The sequence below is a fragment of the Pseudomonas sp. LBUM1660 genome, from assembly GCF_059695935.1.
The window spans coordinates 623,792-645,318 of record NZ_CP166795.1 but is presented as its reverse complement, the minus strand read 5'-3'; the positions used below and the strand labels follow the sequence as shown (position 1 = coordinate 645,318).

19 protein-coding genes are annotated in these 21,527 nt (G+C 59.8%); 8 read left to right on the top strand and 11 right to left on the bottom strand.

Annotation, left to right across the window (positions count from 1 at the left end; genetic code table 11):
• Positions 1-5: 5 nt before the first annotated feature.
• From ureG to ACA068_RS02955, 3 genes are all read left to right on the top strand, one after another.
• On the top strand, positions 6-623 hold the full coding sequence (gene ureG / locus ACA068_RS02965; protein ID WP_497307472.1) for an urease accessory protein UreG: 618 nt from the start codon (positions 6-8) through the stop codon (positions 621-623).
• Positions 624-652: 29 nt separating this feature from the next.
• Positions 653-1,225, top strand: a complete 573-nt coding sequence (locus ACA068_RS02960; RefSeq protein ID WP_497307470.1) for a HupE/UreJ family protein — start codon at positions 653-655, stop codon at positions 1,223-1,225.
• A gap of 185 nt (positions 1,226-1,410) precedes the next feature.
• Complete coding sequence (locus tag ACA068_RS02955; RefSeq protein ID WP_497307468.1) at positions 1,411-2,538, top strand: AGE family epimerase/isomerase; 1,128 nt, start codon at positions 1,411-1,413, stop codon at positions 2,536-2,538.
• 123 nt (positions 2,539-2,661) lie between these two features.
• On the opposite strand, the gene ACA068_RS02950 is transcribed toward ACA068_RS02955, so the two are convergent.
• The 8 genes from ACA068_RS02950 to amaB all read right to left on the bottom strand — a co-directional run bounded on the left by ACA068_RS02950 (position 2,662) and on the right by amaB (position 12,646).
• A complete protein-coding gene (locus tag ACA068_RS02950) occupies positions 2,662-3,432 on the bottom strand; it encodes an SDR family oxidoreductase (protein ID WP_497307466.1) in 771 nt (256 codons plus the stop codon).
• A gap of 853 nt (positions 3,433-4,285) precedes the next feature.
• Complete coding sequence (locus tag ACA068_RS02945) at positions 4,286-5,002, bottom strand: ABC transporter ATP-binding protein (protein ID WP_497307464.1); 717 nt, start codon at positions 5,000-5,002, stop codon at positions 4,286-4,288.
• Positions 4,999-5,874 carry an ABC transporter ATP-binding protein gene (locus ACA068_RS02940; protein WP_497307462.1) on the bottom strand — a complete coding sequence of 292 codons (876 nt, stop codon included), beginning with the start codon at positions 5,872-5,874 and terminating at the stop codon, positions 4,999-5,001. The genes ACA068_RS02945 and ACA068_RS02940 overlap by 4 nt, the downstream gene beginning before the upstream one ends.
• The gene (livM, locus tag ACA068_RS02935) at positions 5,871-7,154 is read right to left on the bottom strand and encodes a high-affinity branched-chain amino acid ABC transporter permease LivM (protein WP_497307460.1); all 1,284 of its coding nucleotides are present in this window, start codon (positions 7,152-7,154) and stop codon (positions 5,871-5,873) included. Before livM ends, ACA068_RS02940 begins: the two co-directional genes overlap by 4 nt.
• A 3-nt stretch (positions 7,155-7,157) precedes the next feature.
• Positions 7,158-8,072 (bottom strand): ABC transporter permease subunit, encoded by a 915-nt coding sequence (locus ACA068_RS02930; protein ID WP_010464150.1) that lies wholly within the window; start codon positions 8,070-8,072, stop codon positions 7,158-7,160.
• Positions 8,073-8,243: 171 nt separating this feature from the next.
• Entirely contained in the window at positions 8,244-9,377 is a 1,134-nt protein-coding gene (locus ACA068_RS02925; RefSeq protein WP_219093672.1) for an ABC transporter substrate-binding protein, read from the bottom strand.
• A gap of 364 nt (positions 9,378-9,741) precedes the next feature.
• A complete protein-coding gene (gene amaA, locus ACA068_RS02920) occupies positions 9,742-11,025 on the bottom strand; it encodes an L-pipecolate oxidase (protein WP_497307458.1) in 1,284 nt (427 codons plus the stop codon).
• Between the two features lie 130 nt (positions 11,026-11,155).
• Positions 11,156-12,646: an L-piperidine-6-carboxylate dehydrogenase gene (amaB, locus tag ACA068_RS02915; RefSeq protein WP_497307456.1), complete on the bottom strand. Its 1,491-nt coding sequence runs from the start codon at positions 12,644-12,646 to the stop codon at positions 11,156-11,158.
• A 175-nt stretch (positions 12,647-12,821) separates the two neighbouring features.
• Here amaB and ACA068_RS02910 point away from each other — a divergent pair, with 175 nt between their 5' ends.
• The 3 genes from ACA068_RS02910 (at position 12,822) to nadE (ending at position 16,030) form a co-directional block, all read left to right on the top strand.
• Entirely contained in the window at positions 12,822-13,727 is a 906-nt protein-coding gene (locus ACA068_RS02910; protein ID WP_497307454.1) for a LysR family transcriptional regulator, read from the top strand.
• A 235-nt stretch (positions 13,728-13,962) separates the two neighbouring features.
• Positions 13,963-15,198 carry a nicotinate phosphoribosyltransferase gene (gene pncB / locus ACA068_RS02905; RefSeq protein ID WP_497307452.1) on the top strand — a complete coding sequence of 412 codons (1,236 nt, stop codon included), beginning with the start codon at positions 13,963-13,965 and terminating at the stop codon, positions 15,196-15,198.
• A gap of 4 nt (positions 15,199-15,202) precedes the next feature.
• Positions 15,203-16,030 carry an NAD(+) synthase gene (gene nadE, locus ACA068_RS02900; RefSeq protein ID WP_497307450.1) on the top strand — a complete coding sequence of 276 codons (828 nt, stop codon included), beginning with the start codon at positions 15,203-15,205 and terminating at the stop codon, positions 16,028-16,030.
• A gap of 191 nt (positions 16,031-16,221) precedes the next feature.
• On the opposite strand, the gene azu is transcribed toward nadE, so the two are convergent.
• Positions 16,222-16,668 carry an azurin gene (azu, locus tag ACA068_RS02895; RefSeq protein WP_497307448.1) on the bottom strand — a complete coding sequence of 149 codons (447 nt, stop codon included), beginning with the start codon at positions 16,666-16,668 and terminating at the stop codon, positions 16,222-16,224.
• Between the two features lie 343 nt (positions 16,669-17,011).
• Between azu and ACA068_RS02890 the strand changes: the two genes are divergently transcribed.
• A complete protein-coding gene (locus ACA068_RS02890) occupies positions 17,012-17,599 on the top strand; it encodes a cytokinin riboside 5'-monophosphate phosphoribohydrolase (protein ID WP_497307447.1) in 588 nt (195 codons plus the stop codon).
• Positions 17,600-17,667: 68 nt separating this feature from the next.
• Positions 17,668-17,856 carry a hypothetical protein gene (locus ACA068_RS02885; RefSeq protein ID WP_007947526.1) on the top strand — a complete coding sequence of 63 codons (189 nt, stop codon included), beginning with the start codon at positions 17,668-17,670 and terminating at the stop codon, positions 17,854-17,856.
• Positions 17,857-18,077: 221 nt separating this feature from the next.
• On the opposite strand, the gene ACA068_RS02880 is transcribed toward ACA068_RS02885, so the two are convergent.
• Together ACA068_RS02880 and ACA068_RS02875 are read right to left on the bottom strand one after the other, a co-directional pair.
• Entirely contained in the window at positions 18,078-18,968 is an 891-nt protein-coding gene (locus tag ACA068_RS02880) for a transglutaminase family protein (RefSeq protein ID WP_497307446.1), read from the bottom strand.
• On the bottom strand, positions 18,968-21,454 hold the full coding sequence (locus ACA068_RS02875) for a circularly permuted type 2 ATP-grasp protein (protein ID WP_497307444.1): 2,487 nt from the start codon (positions 21,452-21,454) through the stop codon (positions 18,968-18,970). Before ACA068_RS02875 ends, ACA068_RS02880 begins: the two co-directional genes overlap by 1 nt.
• Positions 21,455-21,527: the final 73 nt, after the last annotated feature.

The window sequence follows — 21,527 nt, the reverse complement described above, 5'->3', positions numbered from 1 at the left end:
ACAACATGAACACACAACCCCTGCGCGTCGGCATTGGCGGCCCGGTCGGTTCCGGTAAAACCGCCCTGACGCTGGCGCTTTGCCTGGCCCTGCGCGACCGCTACAACCTGGCCGTCGTCACCAACGACATCTACACCCGCGAAGACGCCGATTTTCTGGTGCGCAACGAAGCCCTGGCACCTGAGCGCATCATCGGCGTGGAAACCGGCGGCTGCCCGCACACGGCGATCCGCGAAGACGCCTCGATCAACCTCGAAGCGGTGGATCAACTGAACCGCCGCTTTCCGGGGCTGGATCTGATTCTGGTGGAGTCCGGCGGCGATAACCTGTCGGCGACCTTCAGCCCGGAACTGTCCGACCTGACCATTTACGTGATCGACGTCTCGGCGGGCGACAAGCTGCCGCGCAAGGGCGGGCCGGGGATCTGCAAATCCGACTTGCTGGTGATCAACAAGGTCGACCTCGCGCCGCAGGTGGGGGCGTCGCTGGAACTGATGGACAGCGACACCCAGCGCATGCGCAACGGCAAGCCGTTTGTCTTCAGCAATCAGAAAACCGGTTTGGGCCTGGAAGCAATCATCGCCTTCATCGAACGCCAAGGCCTGCTGACCGACGCCGCCTGATCACGACTTATCAACAAGGAAGCTTATCCATGACACTTAAACGCATCCTGGGCGCCATGGCCCTGCTGCTGACCCCGGCCATCGCCTTCGCCCACCCGGGCCATGGCGATAACGGTTTAATCGCCGGCATCAGCCATCCGATTGGCGGCCTTGATCACTTGCTGGCAATGGTGGCGGTGGGCTTGTGGGCGGCGCAGCAGAAAGGCGCCGCGCGCTGGGCGCTGCCGTGCACGTTCGTTGGCATCATGCTGATTGGCGGGTTGCTGGGTTTTGAAGGACTGAACCTGCCGGCGCTGGAAAGCGGCATCGCGGCGTCGGTGCTGGCGCTGGGCCTGGCGGTGGCCTTGGCGGTGCGTCCGCCGTTGAGCGTGGCAGTCGGTGCGACGGCTTTGTTTGCGCTGTTCCATGGCGTGGCCCATGGGCTGGAGCTGCCTGATATGTCGAGCCCTTGGGCGTATGCGGCAGGATTTGTGGCGGCGACGGCTGCGTTACATGCCGCGGGTTATGGCGTAGTGCGCGTGTTGCCGCAAGCGGCGGCGCCGTTGGTTCGATTGGCCGGTGTGGCTTCGGCGGCGACCGGGGCCTGGTTGTTGGCGGGCTGATTTCTTGATTGGCTGTGACGGCCTCTTCGCGAGCAAGCCCGCTCCCACACTCCACCGCATTCCATCTGGAGAAACCCGGTCCCATGTGGGAGCGAGCCTGCTCGCGAAGGCGGCCTGACAGACACCACTTCTCTCAGGCCTGCTAACATGTCGCGCAATCAACCCTGCCGTGACGACGCCAGCCAATGCCGCCTGTTTCCCGCTCCGCCTCCCAGCCTGAATTGACCGCTCTGTTCGCCTCGGTGCAACAGCATTTCCAGGACGTGATCGTGCCGCTCTGGCAAGGTCCCGGCTGGAATGCCGACATGGCGTTGCCTTATGAAGCGCTGGATGCCGGGCATCAACCGCTGCCACCCCAGCGCTATCGGGCGATGGCCTGCGCGCGGCAGCTGTATCTTTTTTCCAGCCTGATCGGCCAGGTGCCGGGCGCCGAGGAGCGTGCTGCAGCGCTGTTCCGTTCCTTGCAACAGCATTTCCACGACGCCGAGCACGGCGGCTGGTTCTACAGCATCGACCCACAAGGTGCGCCGCTGGATCAGCACAAAGACCTCTACACCCATGCCTTCATCCTGTTCGCGTGCGCCCATTACTGGGACAAGGTTCGCGAGCCGCTGGTGGAATCGGTGCTCAACGCCACGCTGGAAGTACTGGCACGGCGCTTCTCCACAGGCGATGGTCTGTATGAAGCCAGCCTCGACCGTGACTGGTCCTCGCTCGACTCCGGCCCCCTGCAAAACCCCCTGATGCACTTGGCCGAAGCCTTCCTCGCGACCCTGTCGGTGCGCGACGACATCGCCGTACAGCGCGCGCTGGTCGAGTTATGCACAGCCATGCAGAAGCGTTTTATCGACCCGCAGCACAGCGTGTTGATGGAGAAGCCGCTGGGCGCTGTGGATAACTGGTTTGAACCGGGGCATCAGTTCGAGTGGTATTTCCTGCTGGAGTCGTCGCCACTGCTGCGAGGTTCAAAACTGCATGTTTCGCTGGACCGTGCATTTGTACTCACCGAACAACTGGGGGTTGATCCAAAGACGGGTGCCGTAGCGGCAATGCTTGATCTCGATGGCTCTGCGAAGGATGCCACCCAGCGCATCTGGGCCCAGGCTGAATACCTGCGCGCCCTGACCTTGCGTCGAAATAGCGAAGGCTCGGTGCAACGCCAGTTGCAGGCATTGCAGCAACGGTTTTTGCATGCAGGGGGGTGGTATGAATGTCGCGACGAGCAGGGCGAAGTCAGCCGCAAGGACATGCCATCGACCACGCCTTATCACTTGGCAACCTGCTATCGCGGGCTGGTCGACTATCTCCGCTGACTGTCCGGCCGCTTTCGCGAGCAAGCCCGCTCCCACACTTGACTTGTAGTGTGTCCAAAATAGCAGACACGCCATAAATCCAATGTGGGAGTGGGCTTGCTCGCGAAGAACGATAACGCGGACTTATGCCTTGCCACCATTGCGCTCAATGGAAAAACCAGCCCACGTCTGGCTCACCGGCATCAGCTCCAGGCTGTTGATGTTGATGTGCGCCGGCGCATTGAGCACCCAGAAAATGGTCTCGGCGATGTCCTGCGGCTGGATCGGCTCGGCACCGGCGTAGGTCGCGTTGTAACGCTCCTGGTCACCGGCGAAACGCACCAGCGAGAACTCGCTCTCGCACAGGCCTGGCTCAATGTTGCTGACACGCACGCCAGTGCCTTGCAGGTCGCAGCGCAGGTTCAGTGAGAACTGCTTAACGAACGCCTTGCTCGCGCCGTACACATGGCTGCCCGGGTACGGGTAGTTACCGGCAATGGAGCCGAGGTTGACGATACCGGCACCGCGACCGTGGGCGATCAGGCGTGGCAACAGCAGGCGAGTGCTGTACATCAGGCCTTTGATGTTGGTGTCGACCATGGTGTCCCAATCGTCGAGGTCGCACTTCGGCGCCGGGTCAACGCCCAGTGCCAGACCGGCGTTGTTGATCAGCCCGCGCAGCTTGGCAAAGGACGGCGGCAAATTGGCGATCGCCTCCTCCATGGCCTTGCGATCACGCACGTCGAGCACCAGGCCATGGACCTCGGTCTGCTTCGACAACTCGGCGCACAAGGCATTGAGGCGTTCTTCACGACGGCCCGTCAGCACCAGTTTCCAGCCTGCGTCGGCAAAACGACGGGCACAGGCTTCACCAAAACCGGAGGTCGCGCCGGTAATAAACAGGGTGTTGGACATCGTGTTCTCCTTGCTTCGGCTGATGGACAGCCATTGGAATAGAAAATCAGCTGGCAGCATGCCCGGCCTTGCCCACAGCGGCAACCACCGCAAAAACTGTATAAAAAACAACCAGACCTTGCGAAGCCACAGGCGCCGTGGCTTGCAGCCATGTACGCGCACCTTATCCACAGGCCGGTCCACAGTTTCCGGGGGCAAGTGGAAAAGCTGGAAGCCGCTATCCACAAGGCTTTGCGGGCAGATTACAAAGTTTTTTGCTTGACCCTCGGGTGCCAGCTGTGTAGCCCATGGCATTTTGCACGATGGGCTGGTCAAACCGACGATGGCGCCAAGCCAGTAACTACGGCCCTCAGCCGAGTCTTTCCAGAGTTTAACCACAGACTTATCCACAGGCTGGCCCATCACATTTCCAGCCACTGTGGTCACCAACAAAAAGGTTGACAAAGCCTGTTCCGGGTCAAGCAAAAATACCTGATCAAAAAACAACCACATCGCTGCAAGCCACGGATTCAAAGGCTCTCAGACAGCTACTCCCACGTTATTCACAGCCAGTTCCACAGTAAACGGGGACAAGTCAAAAGCGTGACAAAACAACTATTTGCAGCGGCTTTATGTCGCGCTTTGAGAGCTTGTGAATATTGTTTTCCACAATTTCCGGAAAGCACACAGATACACCTGGGGAAGATACCTGTGGGAGTGAGCCTGCTCGCGATAGCGGTAGGTCAGTCAACGTTGAAGTGACTGATCCACCGCTATCCCGAGCAGGCTCACTCCCACATTAATTTGCGATGTTTGGGAATGTAAAAAAGCCCCGGCGATTGCTCGTCGGGGCTGTGGGTATTTCAGCGGGGCATCAATGCCCGCCGAGATAGGCGTTACGCACTTCCTCGTTGACCAGCAGTTCCTTGCCGGTGCCCGTGATGCGGATCTCGCCGTTGACCATCACGTATGCCCGGTCCGACAGCTTCAACGCATGGTTGGCGTTCTGCTCGACCAGAAAGATGGTCATGCCGGTACTTGCCAGTTCCCGCAGGGTCGAGAAGATCTGTTTCACCACGATCGGCGCCAGCCCCAGGCTCGGCTCATCGAGCAACAACAGTTTGGGTCGACTCATCAACGCACGGGCGATGGCGAGCATCTGCTGCTCGCCGCCGGACATGGTCATGGCGCGCTGGTTACGGCGTTCCTTGAGCCGCGGAAACAGCTCGAACATGCGTTGCATGTCCTCGGCGGCGTACTTGTCGCCGATAGGGATGGTGCCCATCAGCAGGTTTTCCTCGACGGTCATGTCGGGGAACACCCGCCGGCCTTCAGGCGACTGAGCGATGCCGTTGGACGCGATGTAGTGCGACGACTTGTGGGTGATGTCCACGCCCTGATAAATGATCTGCCCGTTAGCCGCTCGCGGTTGGCCGAAGATCGACATCAGCAAGGTCGATTTACCGGCGCCGTTGGAGCCGATCAGGCTGACGGTTTCACCTACTTCGATATGCAGCGAGACCTTCTTCAGGGCCTGGATCGGCCCGTAAAACACATCCAGATCCTTGAGTTCGAGGATGGGTTGACTCATAGCGCCACTTCCTCTTCATCAGCGCCCAGATAGGCCGCAATCACTTTCGGGTCGTTACGAATCGCTTCAGGCCCGCCCTCGGCGATGACGATGCCGTGGTCCAGCACCACGATGTGGTCGGAAATGCTCATTACCATGCCCATGTCGTGTTCGATCAGCACCACGGTCAGATCGTGCTCGTCGCGCAGCAGACGGATCATCGCGCTCAGCGCTTCGGTTTCCTGAGGGTTGAGGCCGGCAGCCGGTTCGTCGAGGCAGATGATCTGCGGACGGGTACACATGGCCCGGGCGATTTCCAGACGGCGCTGTTGGCCGTAGGACAGCTCGCCGGCCAGACGGTTGGCGCAGTCCACCAGGTCCACGACTTCCAGCCAGTAGAAGGCGTGGTCCAGCGCATCGCTTTCGGCCTTGCGGTAGCCCTTGGTGTTGAGGATGCCGGCCAACATGTTGCGGTTGACCCACATGTGCTGGGCCACCAGCAGGTTTTCCAGCACCGACATTTCCTTGAACAGGCGAATGTTCTGGAAGGTGCGCGCCAGTCCGGCACGGTTCACCAGGTGGGTGCCGCCGAACATCTTGTAGCGCATCCGGGTGATGAAGCTTTTCGGCGAAACAAAATCCGTGGCTTTGAACGATTCGCCCAGCAGCTGGATGACATCGGTGCGCTCGCCGCGGGTATTGAGTTCGATCTTGCCGCCGGAGGCCTTGTAGAAACCGGTCAGGCAGTTGAACACGGTGGTCTTGCCGGCGCCGTTGGGGCCGATCAGGGCAAAGATCGAGTTGCGATGCACCTTGAGGCTGACATCGCTCAACGCCTTGATGCCGCCGAAGTGCATCATCAGCTTCTCGACCGAGAGTACGACTTCGCTCATGGCGCTACTCCTTTACGCGGGGTCACACCGGTACGGCTGATCCGAATCAGGCCGCGCGGTCGCCAGATCATCATCAACACCATCAGGACGCCGAACAGCAGCACGCGATACTCCGCAAAGCCGCGCAGCAGTTCCGGGGCAACGGTCAGCACGAAGGCTGCAATCACCACGCCGATGGTCGAGCCCATCCCGCCGAGTACTACGATGGCGAGGATCAGGGCCGATTCGAAAAAGGTGAACGAGGTCGGGTTGACGAAGCCTTGATACGTGGCGAAGAACACCCCGGCCAGGCCGGCCGTCGAGGCACCGATGGTGAATGCCGAGAGCTTGACCAGTACGTGGTTCAGGCCCATGGAGCGGCAGGCGATTTCGTCTTCACGCAAGGCTTCCCAGGCGCGGCCGACCGGCATCTTGACCAGACGATGCTTGATGTACAGCACGGCCAGCACCACCAGGAACAACACCGCATAGATGAAGTAATACTTCACGTCCGGGTTATAGGCGATGCCGAAGAACTCATGGAACGGGACACCCCCTTCCTTCGCGCGCTTGCCGAACTCGAGGCCGAAGAAAGTTGGCAACGGAGCCGCCATGCCATTCGGGCCGCCGGTCAGGGACAGCCAGTTGTTGAGGACCAGGCGAATGATTTCACCGAAACCCAGGGTCACGATCGCCAGGTAGTCACCGTGCAGTCGCAACACCGGGAACCCGAGGATGCAACCGGCCAGGCCAGCGGTGATGGCCGCCAGCGGCAGCACCGTCCAGAAACCCAGTCCGAGGTATTGATAACCCAGCGCCAGGCCGTAGGCACCGATGGCGTAGAACGCCACGTAACCCAGGTCGAGCAGGCCGGCCAGGCCGACCACGATATTCAGGCCCAGGCCCAGCAATACGTAAATCAGCCCGAGAATGACAACGCCCAGCAGGTAGGAGTTGGAGAAAAACGGGAACACCACGGCAACGAGGATCAACAGCGGGATGATCCAGCGCAAGCGGGATTTGTAATCAGGTGGCAGTACATGAACCCCGGAGCCGGTGCTTTCAAAGCCTTCAAGGATTTTCAGGCCCTTGGGCGTTTGCAGGAACAGGCTCAGGGCAAACCGGCCAGCCATGACGATGGCGACAATCCAGGCCACCCGGGTCGTTTCCAGATTGAAGCCGTAGCCGTCGAGGACCACGCCGACAATCGGGCCGAACACAATCAGGGCGACAAGGCCGGCAAGAATCGCGTCAACCAGGCTTCTTTTGAGATCAATGGTTTTTTTAGTGGTTGAAGACATCGCTTACACCTTCGACACAAGAGGACGGCCGAGCAGGCCTTGGGGCCGAAAGACCAGAACGAGAACGAGCAGCGAGAAGCTGAAAACGTCTTTGTAGTCCGAGTTGACCAAACCTGAGAACAGCGACTCGGAGATCCCGAGAATAATCCCGCCAAGCATCGCACCAGGCAGCGAGCCGATGCCGCCGAGTACCGCGGCGGTGAACGCCTTGATGCCGATGATGAAGCCGGCATAGAAGTCGAACGTGCCGTAGTTCATGGTGATCAGTACGCCGGCCAGGGCCGCCATCGCTGCACCGATGATGAACACGTAGGAAATCACGCGGTCGGTGTTGATCCCCAGGATCGAGGCCATCTTGCGGTCTTGCTGGGTGGCGCGGCACATGCGGCCGAGCTTGGTGTACTTGATGATGTAGGTCAGCAGGGCCATGCCGGCGAATGCGGCAATCAGGATAAACACCTTGGTGTAGGTCAACTGCACGAAGCCGGTGCCGATTTCGACGCGCCAGGCTCCCGTCAACAAGGTCGGAACGCCCTGTTGCTTGGCGCCTTGGGCGATTTGGGCATAGTTTTGCAGGATCAGCGAAATCCCGATGGCGCTGATCAGCGGTGCCAGTCGGGTAGAGTTGCGCAGGGGCTTGTAGGCGACGCGCTCGATGACCCAGCCATACACCGCCGTGACCACGATGGTGAAGATCAAGGTGCCGAGCATCAACAGCGGGAAGGATTCAATACCGAAGTATGCCAGCAGAGCCAGACTGATTGCCGCGAGGTAAGCGGAAATCATGTAAACCTCGCCGTGGGCGAAGTTGATCATGCCGATGATGCCATAGACCATTGTGTAGCCGATGGCGATCAGGCCATAGACCGACCCGAGGGTCAGGCCGTTGACCAGTTGCTGCAGGAAAATACCATCCATAACGCAATCTCACGCATTTGAGAGACTGCACAGAAGCCGGGTGCGACGGACCGGGGTTCAGCCGCCGACGCAACTCGGTTGTGTGCAGCTCTACGAGAAAAGACAGGTACTGCACGGACATGTTGGTTGATTGCCCGGCGTACAAGGTGCCGGGCAGATCAGCAAGTCATATCACTTCTGTTTTTCCAGTTGGTGGTATTTGCCGTCCTTGTCCCACTCGTAAACCACGTAGTCGGAGACTTTCAGGTCGCCCTTGGCGTCCCAGGTCTTCTCGCCCATCACGGTTTTGACCGGGTTTTTCTTCAGCCACTCGGCGGCTTTTTCGCCACTGTTGGACTTCGCGCCATTGAAGGCAGCAGCCAGGGTCTGGACCGAAGCGTAAGCGTAGAGGGTGTAGCCTTCAGGCTCGGTACCGGCCTTGCGGAACGCGTCTACCACGGTTTTGCTGTCTGGCAGCAGGCGTGGGTCGGCGCCGAAGGTCATCAGCACGCCGTCAACGAATTGCGGGCCGCCAGCAGTGGTCACCAGTTCGTCGGTCACGATGCCGTCATCGGACATGAACTTGACGTCTTTGAGGCCTTGCTCACGCAGTTGACGGACCAGTGGACCGGCTTCCGGGTGCAGACCGCCGAAGTAGACGACGTCGGCGCCAGCGCCGCGGATCTTGGTGACGATGGTGCTGAAGTCTTTCTCACCACGGGTCAGGCCTTCATACAGCACAGGCTTCACGCCGCGTTTTTCCAGTTGGGCCTTGGTAGCGTCCGCCAGGCCTTGACCGTAGGTGTCCTTGTCGTGAAGGACGACGACTTTCTTGCCTTTGAGCACGTCGACGATGTAGTCACCGGCCACGATGCCTTGCTGATCGTCACGCCCGCACATACGGAACATGGCGCTCAGGCCGCGTTCGGTGACTGCCGGGTTGGTGGAACCAGGGGTGATTGCAATGATGCCCGCTTCGTCGTAGATCTCGGAGGCCGGGATGGTCGACGAGGAGCAGAAGTGACCGACCACGCCGGCGACTTTCTGGTTGGTCAGGTCCTTGGCGACCGTCACAGCCTGTTTCGGTTCGCAGGCGTCATCGCCCTTCACCAGTACGATTTTTTCCCCGTTGACGCCTCCCGCCGCGTTGACCGCGTCGGCTGCAGCCTGTGCACCCTTCATGTACTGCTCGCCAAATGCCGCGTTGGCACCTGTCATCGGACCCGCCACACCGATTTTCACATCAGCCTGTGCAAACGCAGAAACACCCAACGCAGTTGCCACTGCGAGGGCCAGAAAGCCTTTCTTGTAAAACGTCTGGGACATGAGGTGGTGCTCCAAGGTTTTTTTTAGTTGGCACTTCGACTTCTCTGAATGCTCAGAGCAAGGGCCGTGCCATCGGTTTTTTATTCTGAAAAAAGTCGCTGCTTTATTGTTATTTCGACTGTTTCGATCCCATTTTCATTGGGCGTGCAACCGTCTAAACCGCGGAAGGTGAAACCATTTATTTTTAAAGGCGCAACCCTCGCGCGCCATCATTGCAACCGCGGCGCCAAACGACGTGCAACCAGCCTGTAACAACGTGCGTCACCGAAGTGCACACTGCTGGTGCGGTACTGCTACGACCCGCACCTTTTACAGGCTAGTCGCTGCGCGAAAAAGCGCCGCTCCCAGCAACAAATTTCAACAATCAAATAACGATCCGCAAGCACTGGCCTGCGTGATACAGCGAGAAACCGGCCTCGTACAAACAGCTGCGCAAACCCACCCCCGCCAAGGGCTGCATGGGGGCGAAGGGAATCGGCAGTGCCTGAGGATTTCCGTTACACAGATAATCGGCAAAGGCTTTGCCGACCACCGTCCCCGTTGTCACGCCCCGGCCGTTATAACCGGTGACTGCCACTAAACCGGGCGCCGGCTCGAATAAACGCATCAGGTGGTCGGGGGTAAACGCAATGCAACCGGTCCAGGTGCATTCCCATTCCACGGGTTTGAGGTAGGGAAAATAGTGCTGCTGCACCCGATCGGCCCAGGCCTTGAGGAACCAGGCCGGTTTCTGATTGCCGTTACCGAGGCTACCCAGCAACAGACGACCGTCTTTGTCGCGCCGAATACTGCTCAGTACCTGACGCGTGTCCCAGGAACCCTGGCCGCCAGGCAGAATTTGCTGCGCGGCGTCTTCGGTCAGCGGGACCGACGCTACTTGATAGTAATAACCGGGGAAGAAATTGCGCCGCAACTCCGTCCAGTCACCTTCGGTATAAGCATTGGAGGCGATGACCACTTGCTCGGCGAGCACTGACCCCTGAGCGGTTTGTACCGACCAGCGTTGGCCCTGACGTTCGAGTCGGGTCACCGGAGAATGATCGAACAGCTGACCACCGAGGCCGATGGCCGCTTTGGCGAGCCCCGTGGTGTAGGCCATCGGGTTGATCGTGCCAGCACGCTTGTCGAGCAGCGCGGCAGCAATCTTTTTGGTCCCCGTCGCTTGTTCGCACGCTTGTCCGGTCAGCAGTTCGACCGGTGCCCCCCGACGTTTCCATTGTTCTTCACGACTGCGCAAGTCCGCTTCACCACGGGCGTTGTGCGCCATGTGCAGCGTGCCTTCGCGACGTAACTGGCAATCGATGTTGTATTTGTCGACCAGGCTGAACACCAGGGAGGGCGCGGCACCCAGCATGCGATTGAGCTGACTGCCCACCGCTTCGCCGAACCCGGCTTCGATCTCGTCCGGTGGAATCCACATCCCGGCGTTGACCAGACCGACATTGCGCCCCGAACCACCATGACCCGCGCGATGGGCTTCGAGCACGCAGACCGTTTTACCTTTTTCCAGCAGATGCACCGCCGCCGACAGACCGGTGAAACCGGCGCCAATGACGCAGACATCGACGGTTACTTCGCCCTTGAGCGCGGCATTGTCGGGCCTTTGCGGCGTCAGTTTTTCCCACAGACACTCTTCGCGTAACGGCATTGCCAGACTCCAACAGAAACCTAACAAACAACAAAGCAAAAGCTTCGCGGGCAAGCCTCGCTTCTACAGGTGTTGAGTGATCCTGTAGGAGCGAGCGGGCGGCGATCCGACTTGCCCGCGAAGGGGCCTATCAGTCGAACGTAATACCCTGAGCCAACGGCAACTCCAGCGAGTAGTTCACGGTGTTGGTCTGACGGCGCATGTAGCCGCGCCATGCATCGGAGCCCGACTCACGACCACCACCGGTTTCTTTCTCGCCACCGAACGCGCCGCCGATTTCCGCGCCGCTCGGGCCGATGTTGACGTTGGCGATCCCGCAGTCGCTGCCGACCGCCGACATGAACTGCTCGGCTTCACGCACGTCGGTGGTGAAGATGCACGAGGACAGGCCTTGTGGCACCGAGTTGTTCAGGCGCAGGGCTTCGTCGAAATCCTTGTAACCGACCACGTACAGGATCGGCGCGAAGGTTTCGTTGCAGACCACATCGCTCTGCTCCGGCATTTCGACGATGGCTGGCGAGACGTAGTAAGCGTTCGGATATTTGTCTTCCAACTGACGCTTGCCGCCAAACACCCGGCCGCCTTCGCTCAAGGCCTGTTCCAGCGCGTCCTGCATGTTTTCGAAACTGTTTTTGTCGATCAGCGGACCGATCAGGTTGCCCTCGAGCGGATTGCCGATGCGGACCTTGGAATAGGCAGCCTTGAGGCGGGTGACGATTTCTTCCTTCACCGACTCATGGGCAATCAGCCGACGCAGGGTGGTGCAACGCTGACCGGCGGTGCCGACGGCGCTGAACAGGATGGCGCGAACGGCCATGTCCAGATCGGCACTTGGGGCGAGGATCATGGCGTTGTTGCCGCCCAGTTCCAGGATGCTGCGGGCAAAACGTGCGGCGATTTTCGGCGCCACTTCTCGGCCCATGCGGGTGCTGCCGGTGGCGCTGATCAGCGCGACACGCGGGTCATCGACCAGTGCTTCACCGGCATCGCGGCCGCCGATGATCACTTGGCTCAGGTGTGGAGGTGCGTCGCTGAAGTTCTTCAGTACGCGGTCGAACAACGCCTGGCAGGCCAGTGCGGTCAGCGGGGTTTTCTCGGACGGTTTCCAGATCACCGGGTTACCGCAGACCAGCGCCAGCGTGGTGTTCCAGGCCCAGACCGCAACAGGGAAGTTGAAGGCGCTGATGACGCCGACGACGCCCAGCGGGTGCCAGGTTTCGCGCATGTGGTGGCCAGGACGCTCGGAGGCGATGGTCAAGCCGTACAGCTGACGGGACAGGCCGACCGCGAAATCACAGATGTCGATCATTTCCTGAACTTCACCCAGGCCTTCCTGAGTGATCTTGCCCGCTTCCCAGGACACCAGCTCACCGAGGTCAGCCTTGTATTCGCGCAAAATGTCGCCCAGTTGGCGCACCAGCTCGCCACGGCGCGGAGCCGGGACCTTGCGCCACAATTCGAACGCATGATCTGCACGACTGATGTGCTGCTCGACTTCAGCGGCGCCTTCCCAGTTCACAGCGGCAATCCGGCTGCCATCGATCGGCGAATGCACCGGCACTTTGCCGTTCTGGTACAGGGCCGGGTTCACACCAAGACGATCAAGCAATGCAGCAACCATGGGTTACTCCTCAAGCAAAAAACAGAAAACGTGCAGCCGGATATTCACGGCTGATCAGGCCTGTAGTTTTAGCTCCCCGGAGGTTACCCAACAAACGACCTTTAAGAGAGATATCATTCCGTTTATTCATGCTTTGAATTGCTGGCAGTAAAAGAAACAAGAAAAAGGACCGTCCATGCTGAATAAACGCTACTTGCCGTCGATCACCGCGCTGCAGTGTTTCGAGGCCGTGACCCGGCATTTGAGCTTCACCCGGGCCGCCGAAGAGCTGAACCTGACCCAGAGCGCCGTCAGCAAACAAGTCGCGCAACTCGAAGAGTTGTTGCAGCACTTGTTGTTCCGCCGGGTGCGCCGACGCCTGCAAATGACCCCGGCCGGAGATTTGTACCTGGTGGAGGTACGAAAAATCCTCACGCAGGTCGAAATGTCGACCCATTACCTGCGTTCCTACGGTGGCGAGACCGAAGTCTTGCGAGTTTCGACGCCGCCGACCTTCGGCGCGCGCTGGCTGGTGCCACGCCTGAAAGGCTGGCGCCTGCGCCACCCGTCAATCCATCTGGACCTGTGCAGCGAGCAGGAAGCCGATGATTTGCTGCAAGGTCGCAGCGACCTGGCGTTCTACTTCGGCCAGGGCTCGCGGCCAGGCACCGAATGCCTGAAGCTGTTTGGCGAGGAGCTTGTTCCTGTGTGTGCACCGGGCAGCCTGCCGGACACGCCGTTCACCGATCCTACGCAGCTTACCGATTTGGTCCTGCTGCAAAACGCCTCGCGCCCCCAGGCCTGGCACGACTGGTTCGGCAGCCAGGGCTACCACACCGAACACAGCTACCACGGCCCACGCTTCGAAACGTTCTATATGTGCATCCGCGCCGCGCAAGTCGGCTGCGGCGTCGCGCTGTTGCCACGGTTTCTGGTGGAAGAGGAATTGGCCGACGGCAAACTGGTCATACCCTGGCAGCACGCGATGCCCAGCGCTGATGCCTATTACCTGGCATATCCCGAGCACTCGGCGGAAGTGCCCAAGGTGCGGGATTTTGTGAAGTGGATGCTGGAGCAGATTGATGGCCCGGCTGCACCGTAGATTTGAAGCCCCTGCATATATTTGTGGCGAGGGAGCTTGCTCCCGTTGGACTGCGCAGCAGTCCTGTATTGGGGGCGCTTCGCACCCCAGCGGGAGCAAGCTCCCTCGCCACAAGGATATGCACTGTCTAAAAAATCGCTGGCAATACCCACCACTGATATGCGCCACTAGCCCCATTCATTGAACAGCTGAAACGTCGCGACCACGGGCCGCGGCAAGCCTGGAGAATCCCGTTATGAGCGAGAGCGTGTTTGGCGATCGCATCGTGCAGAACCTGCTCGACACCGACTTCTACAAACTGACGATGATGCAGGCGGTGCTGCACAACTACCCGAATGTGGAAGTCGAATGGGAGTTTCGTTGCCGTAACAGCGAAGATCTGCGCCCGTATCTGGCAGAGATCCGCTTCCAGATCGAACGCCTGGCCGACTTGAGCCTGAGCGCCGACCAGTTGAGCTTCATGGAGCGCATCAGCTTCATGAAACCGGATTTCCTGCGTTTTCTCGGGTTGTTCCGCTTCAACCTGCGTTACGTCCACACGGGTATCGAAAACGGCGAGCTGTTCATTCGCCTGCGCGGGCCGTGGTTGCATGTGATTCTGTTCGAGGTGCCGCTGCTGTCCATCGTCAGCGAAGTGCGCAACCGTTATCGCTACCGGGAAATCGTTCTCGAGCAGGCTCGCGAGCAGCTCTATCGCAAGTTTGACTGGCTGACCGCAAACGCCAGCAGCGAGGAACTATCCGAATTGCAGGTCGCCGATTTCGGCACCCGCCGGCGCTTTTCGTACCGCGTGCAGGAAGAAGTCGTAAACGTGCTCAAGCACGATTTCCCCGGGCGTTTTGTCGGCACCAGCAACGTGCACCTTTCACGCGAATTGGACATGAAACCCTTGGGCACCATGGCCCACGAATGGATCATGGCGCATCAGCAACTCGGTCCCCGGCTGATCGACAGCCAGATTGCCGCCCTCGATTGCTGGGTCCGCGAGTACCGGGGCCTGCTGGGGATTGCGCTCACCGACTGCATCACCACCGATGCTTTCCTCAATGATTTCGACCTGTATTTCGCCAAACTCTTTGACGGTTTGCGCCACGATTCCGGTGACCCGGTCATCTGGGCGGAAAAGGCCATCGCTCACTACCACAAGCTCGGCATCGACCCGATGAGCAAGACGCTGGTGTTCTCCGACAGCCTGACACTGCCCAAATCCCTGGAAATATTCCGGGCGTTGCGCGGTCGGATCAATGTCAGCTTCGGTATCGGCACCAACCTGACGTGCGATATTCCGGGTGTTGAACCGATGAGCATCGTGCTTAAAATGGCGGCCTGCAACGGCCAGCCCGTGGCAAAGATTTCCGATGAGCCTGGCAAGACTCACTGCAAAGACCCGAATTTCGTCGCCTATTTGCGACACGTTTTCAAAGTACCTGCCGCCCCTTCCAGCACATCTGGCACCACTAGCAAGGAGTGAGTTCATGCAAGCCGTACAGCGTGAGATTGCTGAGCAGCTCAAGGTTCAGCCGCCATTCGCCGACCACGCCGCCCTCGAGGCCGAAGTCGCCCGGCGGGTCAGCTTCATTCAGGATTGCCTGGTCAATTCCGGTCTCAAGACCCTGGTGCTCGGCATCAGCGGCGGCGTCGATTCGCTGACCGCCGGCCTGCTGGCCCAACGCGCCATGCGTGAGTTGCGCGAGCAAACCAGCGACAAAAGCTACAAGTTCATCGCCGTGCGCCTGCCTTACGAGACCCAGTTCGATGAACACGACGCCCAGGCCTCGGTGGATTTCATCGCCCCGGACGAACGTCACACCGTGAACATCGGCCCGGCGGTCAAATCCCTGGCCAATGAAGTGGCGGCCTTCGAAGGCAAGCACGCGGTCTCGGTGGATTTCGTGCTTGGCAACACCAAGGCGCGGATGCGCATGGTCGCCCAATACACCATCGCCGGCGCGTCGCACGGCCTGGTCATTGGTACCGACCACGCGGCGGAAGCAGTGATGGGTTTCTTTACCAAGTTCGGTGATGGCGCCTGCGACCTGGCCCCGTTGAGTGGCCTGGTGAAAAACCAGGTTCGAGACATCGCCCGCAGTTTCGGCGCACCGGAATCGCTAGTGGAAAAAATCCCGACCGCCGACCTTGAAGACCTGTCGCCCGGCAAACCGGACGAAGCGTCCCATGGCGTGACCTACGCCGAGATCGACGCGTTCTTGCACGGTAAGCCTGTGCGTGAGGAAGCGTTCAAGATCATTTGCGACACGTATAAGAAGACGCATCACAAGCGCGTGATGCCGTTCGCGCCATAAGGACGGAGGCGTCTGTGCCGACGCCTTCGCGGGCAAGCCTCGCTCCTACAGAATCTGCGTCGTGCCCATTTTCGGGTCCGACACAAAATCTGTGGGAGCGAGGCTTGCCCGCGAAGAACGACGACTCGGTCTTTCGTCAGGCACAAAAAAAGCGTCCCAATCGGGACGCTTTTTTTATGAACTTGATTCGATTACTTCAGCGTAACCGTGCCTTTCATCATCGAGATGTGGCCTGGGAACGAGCAGAAGAAGCCGTACTTTTCGTTAGCATCAAGCTTCGACACGTCGAAGGTCACCGAGTCGGTTTCCTTGGCACCAATGATTTTGGTGTGGGCGATGACGCGCGCGTCACCCGCTGGCAGGTAGTCTTTGTCGATGCCCGCAGCCAGGCCTGCGGTGGCGATGGGCTGCATGTCAGCTTCTTTACTCAGCACCCAGTTATGGCCCATGACGTTTTTCGGCAAGCTGCCGGAGTGAGTCAGTTCTACGGTGAACGTCTTGCAGCTTTTGTCGATTTCAATGGCCTTGGTGTTGAAGGACATTTGATCGGTGGAGTCGACAGTGACCTTGCATTCGGCAGCCATCAGTTGGCTGCTGGCCAGTGTCAGCAGGGATACCGCAACAAGTTTGGCAAACATGGTGAATCTCCAAGGCAGGGTTATCAAAAGTGCGAATGGACAGAAGACTGCCTGAAAACTTCGCAAGTTCCTATGACCTGAATCAAAAATTGTATACAACTTTCGGGCTATGACACCTATCGAAACAATCTACCAGCCAGACGTCTGGCCCAGCCCTATCATCAGGCCGTCATCCCTCATCTGGAGCGCCTGTCATGTCCTTTAACAGCCTGTTGCGCAGTTTGCTCGCCGCCTATGCCTGTGGCGCCAGCGGCAGCTACGAAACACCTGAACGCGAAGTTTAGACCTTGGAGCGCCGTGCGCCTGCCTTTACTCTGTGGCCATCCTGACCGTGGAGTAAGGCATGTCTTTAGCGTCCGTTTGTGTATTTTGCGGTGCCAGCACCGGCACCCACCCGGCTTATCGTGAAGCGGCTGTCGCCTTGGGGCGAACTCTGGCCGAGCGCAAGCTGACCCTGGTCTATGGCGGCGGCGCCGTCGGGCTGATGGGCATTGTCGCCGATGCGGCACTGGCGGCCGGCGGCGAAGTGATCGGGATCATCCCGCAAAGCCTCAAAGACAAGGAAATCGGCCACAGCGGGCTGACTCGCCTGGAAGTGGTCGACGGCATGCATGCACGCAAGGCGCGGATGGCAGAGCTCAGCGACGCCTTCATCGCGCTGCCCGGCGGCCTCGGCACCCTCGAAGAACTGTTCGAAGTCTGGACCTGGGGCCAGCTCGGCTACCACGGCAAACCGCTCGGCTTGCTGGAAGTGAACGGTTTCTACAGCAAATTGACCGGTTTTCTTGATCATATCGTCGGCGAAGGCTTCGTTCGCGAAGCACACCGTGACATGCTGCAAGTGAGCGAATCGCCGCAAACCCTGATCGATGCGCTGGACGCTTGGCAGCCGACAGTGGCGCCCAAATGGACAGAGCAAAAACCCAGCTAACGGCTCGACACCGATACAGGGCAGAATATGCGCCGCTCAACCTCACCTTCGACCCCAGAGGATCGCCCATGGCTAAACCTAATTATTCCTTCGCCAAACGTCAGAGAGACTTGGCCAAGGAGCAGAAGAAAGAGGAAAAGCTTCAGCGCAAGAAAGCTACAGCTGAAGAAGAAGCAGCAGCACTGAACCCGGATGCCGAAGGCGAAGTGGCTACAGACGAAACTGAAGCACCGAAAGATCAGGCGCCCGACGCCTGAGACCCTCAGGGCCCGATGATCTGATCAGGCCCACCGGATCTGTGTCCAGGGTCAGCAGTCACATTGCTGACCCTCACAGTCCCCTCTGAAATATCCCTATCTAAAGTAAGCACACAGTCCCTGTGGGAGTAAGCCTGCTCGCGATAGCGGTGGCACATTCAGCATTTAATTTTCTTATACACCGCTATCGCGAGCAGGCTCGCTCCCACAGGGGATCATTGCTACTCCAGTGGCATCACGGTGACGCGGACCTCGGGGTCGTGATTGCCCCCCCCCAGAATCACCCCACGCAACGGCGACACATCGGAGAAATCCCGGCCCCAGGCCAGGGTGATGTGTTCCTGCGCCGGTTGCACATTGTTGGTCGGGTCGAAATCCACCCAACCGAGCGCCGGGCAAAACACCGAAACCCAGGCATGCGAAGCATCGGCGCCGATCAGTCGCGGCTGGCCGGGCGGTGGCTGGGTCAGCAGGTAGCCGCTGATATAACGCGCCGCCAATCCGCGGGAACGCACACACGCGAGCATCAAGTGGGCAAAGTCCTGACAGACCCCGCGCCGACGCTCCAGCACCTCCACCAGCGGCGTTGCCACTTGCGTCGCCTCGGCGTCGAAGGTGAACTCGCTGAAAATCTTCTCCATCAACGCCTGGACACCCAGCAACAAAGGCTGTCCTGATGGAAAACAGCTTTCCGAGAACTCGACAAAGTTGCGTTTCAAATGCACATAGGGCGATTCAAACCGGTAACGGCACGCTTCCAGCAGCTCAGGGGAAAGCGGCTGACTGCTGTAGGTCAGCGCGTTGCGGGTTTCCTCCCACGCGGGGGATTGATTGAAATCCAGCGTCGGCCGGGCCAGGACCTCGACGGTGAGCCGGGCGTTGACCAGCAATTCATCGTGCGGCCGCTCAAACGCCAGCCGGGTGAGCGGATTGCCAAACACATCCAGCTCATCCCGGCGCGAGGTCGGGTCAGGACTTATCTGCAAGTGCTGCTCGGTGCAACGCTGCCAGGCACAGGCCCGTGGCCACAGGTGTGCGAGTTGTTGGGCTAGGGACACCGGGCTGTCGTAGTGATAATGGGTGTCGTGGAGAATCTGGTAACGGGCGCTCATCAGACGGACACCGTGCGCTGGCTGACATCATCGACATGGGCGAAATGGCGCAAGGCCAGACGATCCGACACTTGCCCGCTGGCATCGGCGATTTCTTGCAGCAAATCGGCCAGACCGTTGATGGCGGCGCGAACGCTGGCTTCGCCGAACAGCGAGTTTTCCAGGCAGCCCAGATCGAAACGCGCCAAGCGCTCCACCAGTTGCGGCAGACCCGCTTCGCGAGGCACGCCAAAATCGTCGTTCAAGCGTTTCAGTGTGCGCGTCACCAGTTTCAACTGGAACAGCACCGCGTGAGGGTTTTGCTCGTCGAGCAACAAAAGGTCGAGCACCGGAATCAACTGCGCCACCGCCAGGTACCTCGAGCGGTAAGTAATGCTGCTATTGCCCAGCTCCAGCAGCCATTCCAGCCCGGCCTGATCGAAAGCACCAGCACCACGCAGAAACGCCGCGAGGCTGCCGCTGAGAAACTGCAAGCGCTCGATCCGCCGGCCGATCATCAGGAAGCGCCAGCCTTCGTCCCGGGTCATGTCGTCCAAGGCAAAACCGGACAGTGCCGCCAGGGACATCACCAGCCGGTTGAGGAAATCCAGCAGCTCGCCGAAATCCGGCTCTTCGGTTTCCAGCTCCATTGCTTCGCGCTGCAATTCCACCAGCGCCTGCCAGTTTTCCCGCGAAAGTTTGCCGCGTACTTGCGAAGCAGCCCACTGCAAGCGCTGCAGGTTGGAGCGCAGGCTGAAGGGCCAATCATCGCCGAGTAGGGCAGCCAACAGCCGCTCGGGCAACTCACCTTCGTCTGGCAACAGATTCAGTCGCTCGCCGAGGTCGACCGCCGCTTCCAGGGCCTGCGGGTCATCGCCATCGACGTAGCGTGCCAGCATGATCCGCAGCAATCGCGCGCTGTCATCACACCGTTCGCAATAGCGGCCAAACCAGAACAGATTCTCGACCACCCGCGACGGCAGGTAAGGATCGCGTCGGACCAGGTCATGCACACCGATCGTGCGCTGGGTTTTCCATTGCTCGCCGCTGGGAGGACGATCCCCCAACACCCACGTGTCCTTGCTCGCGCCGCCGCGCTGCATCGACACCACTTCGGCATCCGCTTCGGCGGCCACCCGGGTCAATCCGCCCGGCAACACCCGATAACCGTCTTGACTGGCCACCGCATACACACGCATCCCAATGGCTCGCGGTTGCAGTTGACCGTCTTCGGCCTGCCAGATCGGTGCCTGGGACAACTGCGCCAATTCTTGCGCAACGTAGGCATATGGACGAGCCTGCATGCGCTCAGCCAGGGCCTGACGCTGTTTTTCACTCAAATCGCGGCCAAACACAGGGGCGAAGCTTTGCGACGGGAAGGCGGGTTTGATCAGCAATTCCGGCAGTTTCTCCAACGCCTGGGCCAGTACCGGCGCTTCGCCACACCACCACGTCGCGATGGACGGAAGGATCAGCTCTTCGCCGAACAGGAATTGATTGATCTTCGGCAGAAAGCCCAGCAACCCCGGCGATTCCAGCACACCGCTGCCGAGGGCATTCGCCACCAATACGCGCCCCTGCCGCACGGCTTCAAGCAAACCCGGCACACCGAGTGCCGAATCGGTACGCAATTCCAGCGGATCGCAGAAGTCGTCGTCGAGCCGACGCATAATCGCGTGAACCCGGCGCAGGCCACTGAGGGTTTTCAGGTAGACCGTGGCATCGCGCACCGTGAGGTCGCCGCCTTCTACCAGTGGATAACCGAGCTGTCGCGCCAGGTACAAATGTTCGAAATAGCTTTCGTTGAAACGCCCCGGTGTCAGCAGCACGATCAGCGGCACGTCATCATCGCTTGGCGCCTGGCGGGCGAGGGTTTCCTGAAGCGTGCGGAAGAACCCGGCCAAGTGCTGCACCTTCAGGTCGCGGTACAACTCGGGAAAGGCCCGGGACACGATGGTGCGGTTTTCCAGCGCATAACCGGCGCCGGAGGGTGCTTGAGTCCGATCCGCCGTCACCCACCAACGGCCGTCCGGCGTGCGCGCCAGATCGACAGCGTATAGATGCAGGAAGGCCCCGTCCGGCGGCGTAATGCCCTGACAGGGCCAGAGGAAATTGTTGTGACCGAACACCAGTTCAGCCGGCAGCAGCCCTTCGGCAATCAACCGCTGTGGGCCGTAGAGATCAGCCAGCACGGCGTTCAACAGCCGAGCTCGCTGGGCGATCCCGGCCGATAACTGCTGCCACTCATCAGCGGCAATCACATGCGGCAGCAAGTCCAGTTCCCACGGCCGATCCGCGCCCTTGGGGTCGGCGTAGACGTTGTAGGTCACGCCGTTTTCCTGGATCTGCCGGGTCAACAGGGCCTGACGCTGCACCAATTGCGCTGGCGTGCTGCGTTGCAATTGGTCGAACAACCGGCGCCAGTGCGGGCGCACGGCGCCGCTGTCGTCGAGCAGTTCGTGATAAGTGCCCGCCGTCAGCGGGTAGCGGTCAAGCAGGTCAGGCATGGAAAGCTCGGCAGACAACAAAGTACGGTCAGACTAACGCAGGCTCATGACGCCCGGATATACGAAAAGTCCG

What these genes read in the sequence shown, in the direction of transcription:
- ureG (WP_497307472.1), top strand. Translation starts at nt 6, where the DNA reads ATGAACACACAACCCCTGCGCGTCGGCATTGGCGGCCCGGTCGGTTCC.
- ACA068_RS02950 (WP_497307466.1), bottom strand. Translation starts at nt 3,432, where the DNA reads ATGTCCAACACCCTGTTTATTACCGGCGCGACCTCCGGTTTTGGTGAA.
- ACA068_RS02910 (WP_497307454.1), top strand. Translation starts at nt 12,822, where the DNA reads ATGCTGAATAAACGCTACTTGCCGTCGATCACCGCGCTGCAGTGTTTC.
- azu (WP_497307448.1), bottom strand. Translation starts at nt 16,668, where the DNA reads ATGTTTGCCAAACTTGTTGCGGTATCCCTGCTGACACTGGCCAGCAGC.
- nadE (WP_497307450.1), top strand. Translation starts at nt 15,203, where the DNA reads ATGCAAGCCGTACAGCGTGAGATTGCTGAGCAGCTCAAGGTTCAGCCG.
- pncB (WP_497307452.1), top strand. Translation starts at nt 13,963, where the DNA reads ATGAGCGAGAGCGTGTTTGGCGATCGCATCGTGCAGAACCTGCTCGAC.
- livM (WP_497307460.1), bottom strand. Translation starts at nt 7,154, where the DNA reads ATGTCTTCAACCACTAAAAAAACCATTGATCTCAAAAGAAGCCTGGTT.
- ACA068_RS02945 (WP_497307464.1), bottom strand. Translation starts at nt 5,002, where the DNA reads ATGAGTCAACCCATCCTCGAACTCAAGGATCTGGATGTGTTTTACGGG.
- ACA068_RS02940 (WP_497307462.1), bottom strand. Translation starts at nt 5,874, where the DNA reads ATGAGCGAAGTCGTACTCTCGGTCGAGAAGCTGATGATGCACTTCGGC.
- amaA (WP_497307458.1), bottom strand. Translation starts at nt 11,025, where the DNA reads ATGCCGTTACGCGAAGAGTGTCTGTGGGAAAAACTGACGCCGCAAAGG.
- amaB (WP_497307456.1), bottom strand. Translation starts at nt 12,646, where the DNA reads ATGGTTGCTGCATTGCTTGATCGTCTTGGTGTGAACCCGGCCCTGTAC.
- ACA068_RS02885 (WP_007947526.1), top strand. Translation starts at nt 17,668, where the DNA reads ATGGCTAAACCTAATTATTCCTTCGCCAAACGTCAGAGAGACTTGGCC.
- ACA068_RS02960 (WP_497307470.1), top strand. Translation starts at nt 653, where the DNA reads ATGACACTTAAACGCATCCTGGGCGCCATGGCCCTGCTGCTGACCCCG.
- ACA068_RS02875 (WP_497307444.1), bottom strand. Translation starts at nt 21,454, where the DNA reads ATGCCTGACCTGCTTGACCGCTACCCGCTGACGGCGGGCACTTATCAC.
- ACA068_RS02925 (WP_219093672.1), bottom strand. Translation starts at nt 9,377, where the DNA reads ATGTCCCAGACGTTTTACAAGAAAGGCTTTCTGGCCCTCGCAGTGGCA.
- ACA068_RS02880 (WP_497307446.1), bottom strand. Translation starts at nt 18,968, where the DNA reads ATGAGCGCCCGTTACCAGATTCTCCACGACACCCATTATCACTACGAC.
- ACA068_RS02955 (WP_497307468.1), top strand. Translation starts at nt 1,411, where the DNA reads ATGCCGCCTGTTTCCCGCTCCGCCTCCCAGCCTGAATTGACCGCTCTG.
- ACA068_RS02890 (WP_497307447.1), top strand. Translation starts at nt 17,012, where the DNA reads ATGTCTTTAGCGTCCGTTTGTGTATTTTGCGGTGCCAGCACCGGCACC.
- ACA068_RS02930 (WP_010464150.1), bottom strand. Translation starts at nt 8,072, where the DNA reads ATGGATGGTATTTTCCTGCAGCAACTGGTCAACGGCCTGACCCTCGGG.